Origin of the sequence: Kitasatospora sp. NPDC047058, assembly GCF_040643935.1 — a bacterium.
In the GTDB taxonomy this organism is placed as follows: Bacteria; Actinomycetota; Actinomycetes; order Streptomycetales; family Streptomycetaceae; genus Kitasatospora.
Window position 1 is genome coordinate 1 of the sequence record NZ_JBEYVJ010000476.1, and the last position, 4,670, is coordinate 4,670.

General features: G+C 74.1%; 4 protein-coding genes. All 4 read right to left on the reverse strand.

All coding sequences use genetic code 11. The features are described 5' to 3' along the window. The coding region (locus tag ABZ885_RS35715; protein ID WP_360198326.1) for a hypothetical protein at window positions 1-483 on the reverse strand (483 nt) is incomplete at its 3' end. 109 nt (window positions 484-592) lie between these two features. Then, on the reverse strand, window positions 593-2,437 hold the full coding sequence (ilvD, locus tag ABZ885_RS35720; protein ID WP_360198328.1) for a dihydroxy-acid dehydratase: 1,845 nt from the start codon (window positions 2,435-2,437) through the stop codon (window positions 593-595). A 119-nt stretch (window positions 2,438-2,556) separates the two neighbouring features. Further along, complete coding sequence (locus ABZ885_RS35725; protein ID WP_360198331.1) at window positions 2,557-3,336, reverse strand: methyltransferase domain-containing protein; 780 nt, start codon at window positions 3,334-3,336, stop codon at window positions 2,557-2,559. A gap of 28 nt (window positions 3,337-3,364) precedes the next feature. After that, entirely contained in the window at window positions 3,365-4,192 is an 828-nt protein-coding gene (locus ABZ885_RS35730) for a sugar phosphate isomerase/epimerase (RefSeq protein ID WP_360198334.1), read from the reverse strand. Window positions 4,193-4,670 lie beyond the last annotated feature (478 nt).

Sequence of the window (4,670 nt, forward strand, 5' to 3'; positions counted from 1 at the left end):
GGCTGGATGGCCGAGGACAAGTCGCTCGGCGCGGTCTGGCTCATCGGCGGGGTCGGCGCGCTTCACGGCCTCGCCGGGGGCCTCGGTGAGGCTGCGCAGGAAGTACGCGAACAGCGCGCCGACCCCGCCGATGAGCCAGACCGCGCCGAGCGACTTGTCCTCGGCCATCCAGCCGGTCAGCTGGTCCCTGCCCTCGGCGAGCAGCTTCCAGTTGCGCAGTCCGGCCAGGCAGGAGCAGACCGCGACGGCGGCGAGCAGCAGGCCGTTGACGAAGCCGCCGTTGTCGGAGAGCCGGACGCCGTCGACGGCGAGGCGCAGGACGAAGGCCCCGGCCGCGGTCGCGAGCAGCGCGCCGAGCGGCACGACGACCCGGCGCGTCCAGTAGTCGCTGCCGCGTCCGACCCAGCTGGTGCCGAACCAGCGGATCGGCTCCGGCCCGGGGGCGCCGGCGGTCTTGGGGGCGGGGGCGGGGTGCTCGGTCACACGGCCGATTATCACCCGACGCCCCCACGGTGACCCAGCGCCCGGAGGGGGCGACGAACGGAGGAGCCGTCCCGCCGGGCGGGACGGCTCCCCGGGGTGCGCGGTGGCGTCAGCCGAGCTTGCTCACGTCCCGGACGGCGCCCTTGTCGGCGGAGGTGGCCATCGCGGCGTAGGCCCGCAGGGCCTGGCTGACCTGGCGGTCGCGGTTCTTCGGCCGGTAGCCGCCCTCGGCCTCCAGCTTCAGCCGGCGCTCGTGCAGCTCCTCGAAGGAGACCTCCAGCGAGATCGTCCGGCCGGGGATGTCGATGGCGATGATGTCGCCGTCCTCGACCAGGGCGATCGTGCCGCCGGACGCGGCCTCCGGGGAGGCGTGGCCGATCGACAGGCCCGAGGTGCCGCCGGAGAAGCGGCCGTCGGTGACCAGCGCGCAGGCCTTGCCGAGGCCGCGGCCCTTGAGGAAGGAGGTCGGGTAGAGCATCTCCTGCATGCCGGGGCCGCCCTTGGGGCCCTCGTACCGGATGACGACGACGTCGCCCTCCTTGACCCGCTTGGTGAGGATCGCGTCGACGGCGTCCTCCTGGGACTCGACCACGACGGCCGGGCCACTGAAGGTCCAGATCGACTCGTCCACGCCGGCGGTCTTCACGATGCAGCCGTCCTCGGCGAGGTTGCCGTACAGCACGGCGAGGCCGCCCTCGACGGAGTAGGCGTGCTCGACGCTGCGGATGCAGCCCCGGGCGGCGTCGGTGTCCAGCGACTCCCAGCGCTCGGACTGCGAGAACGCCTCGGCGGAGCGGACGCAGCCGGGGGCGGCGTGCCAGAGCTCGACGGCCTCGGCGGACGGCGAGCCGCCGCGGACGTCCCAGGTCTTCAGCCACTCGGCGAGCGAGTCGGAGTGGACGGTGTGCACGTCCTCGTTGAGCAGACCGCCGCGGTAGAGCTCGCCGAGGATGGCGGGGATGCCGCCGGCCCGGTGCACGTCCTCCATGTAGTACGAGCCGTTGGGCGCGACCTTGGAGAGGCAGGGCACCTTGCGGGAGACGGCGTCGATGGCCCGCATGTCGAAGTCCAGCTCGGCCTCCTGGGCGGCGGCGAGCAGGTGCAGGATGGTGTTGGTGGAGCCGCCCATGGCGATGTCGAGGGCCATCGCGTTCTCGAAGGCGGCGCGGGTGGCGATCGAGCGGGGCAGGACGGAGTAGTCGTCCCGGCCGTAGTGGCGCTCGGCGATCTCGACCACCGTCCGCCCGGCCCGCTCGTACAGGGCCCTGCGGGCGGTGTGGGTGGCGAGCACCGAGCCGTTGCCGGGGAGCGAGAGGCCGATCGCCTCGGTGAGGCAGTTCATCGAGTTGGCGGTGAACATGCCCGAGCAGGAGCCGCAGGTCGGACAGGCGTTCTCCTCGATGATCGCGATGTCCTCGTCGGAGACGTTCTCGTTCACCGCCTGGGAGATCGCGTCGACCAGGTCGAGCTTGCGCACGGTGCCGTCGACCAGGGTGGCCTTGCCGGCCTCCATCGGGCCGCCGGAGACGAAGACGGTCGGGATGTTGAGCCGCAGCGCGGCCATCAGCATGCCCGGGGTGATCTTGTCGCAGTTGGAGATGCAGATCAGGGCGTCGGCGCAGTGCGCGTTGACCATGTACTCCACGGAGTCGGCGATCAGGTCGCGCGAGGGCAGCGAGTAGAGCATGCCGCCGTGGCCCATCGCGATGCCGTCGTCGACCGCGATGGTGTTGAACTCCCGCGGGATGCCGCCCGCCTGCTTGACGGCCTCGGAGACGATCCGGCCGACCGGCTGCAGGTGGGTGTGGCCGGGGACGAACTCGGTGAAGGAGTTGGCGACCGCGATGATCGGCTTGCCGAAGTCCTCGCGGGCTACGCCGGCCGCCCGGAGAAGCGCCCGGGCGCCTGCCATGTTGCGACCGTGGGTGACCGTACGGGACTTCAGCTCGGGCACTGGGCTCCACTCCTTCGGAGGCGGCTGGCGGCGCCGCCGGCGGGGAGCCCGCGGCGGCCGCTGTGTCTATCGAGCCTACGCCCGCCGTCCGCCGGGCGGACACCGCGTCCGCGATGCGGTCAGACCGCGCCGCCCGGGGTGCGCGCCACGGTGAGGCTCAGCACGTAGGGCTCGGTCAGCCGCCCGTCGGGGAACTCGGCGAGCAGCGCGGCGCGCTCCTCGGCGAGGACGCCGGCGCGCGACGCGGGGTCGAGGGAGGCCAGGTAGGAGCGGGAGGTGAGGTCCTTGAGCAGGTGGTCGACGGTGATCTCGCGCTCCCAGCGCAGGGTGGCGCAGGAGACCTCCAGGCCGGCCGGGGCGAAGTGGCCGGTGTGCTGCTCGATCCGGCCGTAGCCGTGGTACCGGCCGGGCAGTGCGGCGGCCATCCGCTCACCGAGGGCGCGCACCCAGGGGACGGTCTCGTCCTTCACGTTCCACCAGGTGGCGAGGGCGCCGCCGGGCCGCAGCACCCGGACGGCCTCCGGGACGGCCAGCTCGGGGCGGGTCCAGTGGAAGGCCTGGGCGTAGGTGATGAAGTCGGCGCTGTGGTCGTGGAAGGGCAGCTCGTCGCCGGTGCCCCTGACCAGGGCGATGCCGGGGCTGCTGGTCAGGAACTGGGCGCCCATGCCGGGGCTGGGCTCGACGGCGACCACCTCGGCGCCGCGGGCGGCGAGCCGCCGGGTGGAGATGCCGGTGCCGGCGCCGACGTCCAGGACGCGGGCGCCCTTGAGCGTCCGGCCGGCCAGGCGCTCCAGCTCGTCGAACAGCTCGTCCGGGTAGCCGGGGCGGCCCTCCTCGTACTCGGCGGCCACCCCTCCGAACGAGGTCGCAACGCTCCGGTAGTCCGAATGGTCCGTCATGTCTCCCCCTCCGTACGGCAGTTCGTGCTCAGCGTACTCGGGCGGGGGTCGCCAGGTGCAAGCGCGTGAAGGCCAGCGCCTCGGCCAGGTCGGCCTCGCGTTCGGCGGGCGAGGCGGAGCGCCGGGTGTTGACCTCCAGCACCACGTGGCCGTCGAAGCCGGTCCGGGCGAGGTGTTCCAGCAGCTCGGCGCAGGGCTGCTTGCCGCGGCCGGGGATCAGGTGCTCGTCCTTGCCGGAGCCGCTGCCGTCGGCCAGGTGGATGTGGGCGAGCCGGTCGCCCATCCGCTCGACCATGGCGAGCGCGTCGATCCGGGAGGTGGCGGCGTGCGAGAGGTCGATGGTGAAGTGCCGGTACTCCTCCTCGGTGACGTCCCAGCCGGGGGCGTACGCGAGCATCTCGCGGTCGCGGTAGCGCCACGGGTACATGTTCTCGACGGCGAAGCGGATGTCGGTCTCGCCCGCCATCCGGTCGATGCCCTCGACGAAGTCGCGGGCGTACTGCCGCTGCCAGCGGAACGGCGGGTGGACGACGACGGCGCTCGCGCCGAGCTTCTCGGCCGCGGCCCGGGCCCGGACCAGCTTGGTCCAGGGGTCGGTGGTCCAGACCCGCTGGGTGATCAGCAGGCACGGCGCGTGCACGGCCAGGATCGGCATGTTGTGGGCGGCGGAGAGCCGGCGCAGCGCCTCGACGTCCTGGCTGACCGGGTCGTTCCAGACCATCACCTCCACGCCGTCGTAGCCGAGCTTCGCGGCCAGCTCGAAGGCGATCGCGGTGTTGGCCGGGTAGACCGAGGCGGTGGAGAGGGCGACCTTGGTGTCCGGGATGTGCAGGGCCGGGTGCGGGGGCAGCACCAGGCGGTCGGTGGTGCGCAGCAGCGGGGCGGGGCGGCCGGCGGCCTGGCGGGCGGCCTTGACGGACTTCACCGACTGGACGGCGGCCTTGGCGGCGCCGGCGGCGCGCGCGGTGCGGGTCACCCGGGGCGGCTGGGCGGCGGGCGCGGGCTGGGCGGCGGGGGCCTTGGCGGCCCCGGGCGCCCGGACCCGCTTCTTCGGGGCGTCCGGCCCGGGCTTCGGCTTCCCCGAGGCCTCGGGGGCGGTCTGCGGCGCCGTCTTCGGGGCCTCCGGCCCGGCCTGCCGGGCGGACTTCCGCGCCCCCGGCTGGGCCTTCTTCGCGCCCCCGCCGGCGGCCTTCCGGGCCGCTGCCGCGGTCTTCGCGGCGGTCGCCGCCTTGGCCGCCCGGACCCCCTGCACGGCCTTGCCGAGCGTGCCGGAGCGGCCCGCCGTCCCGCCGTCCGCGGCCTCCCCGGCCGGGCGCGTGCGGCGCGGTCCGTCC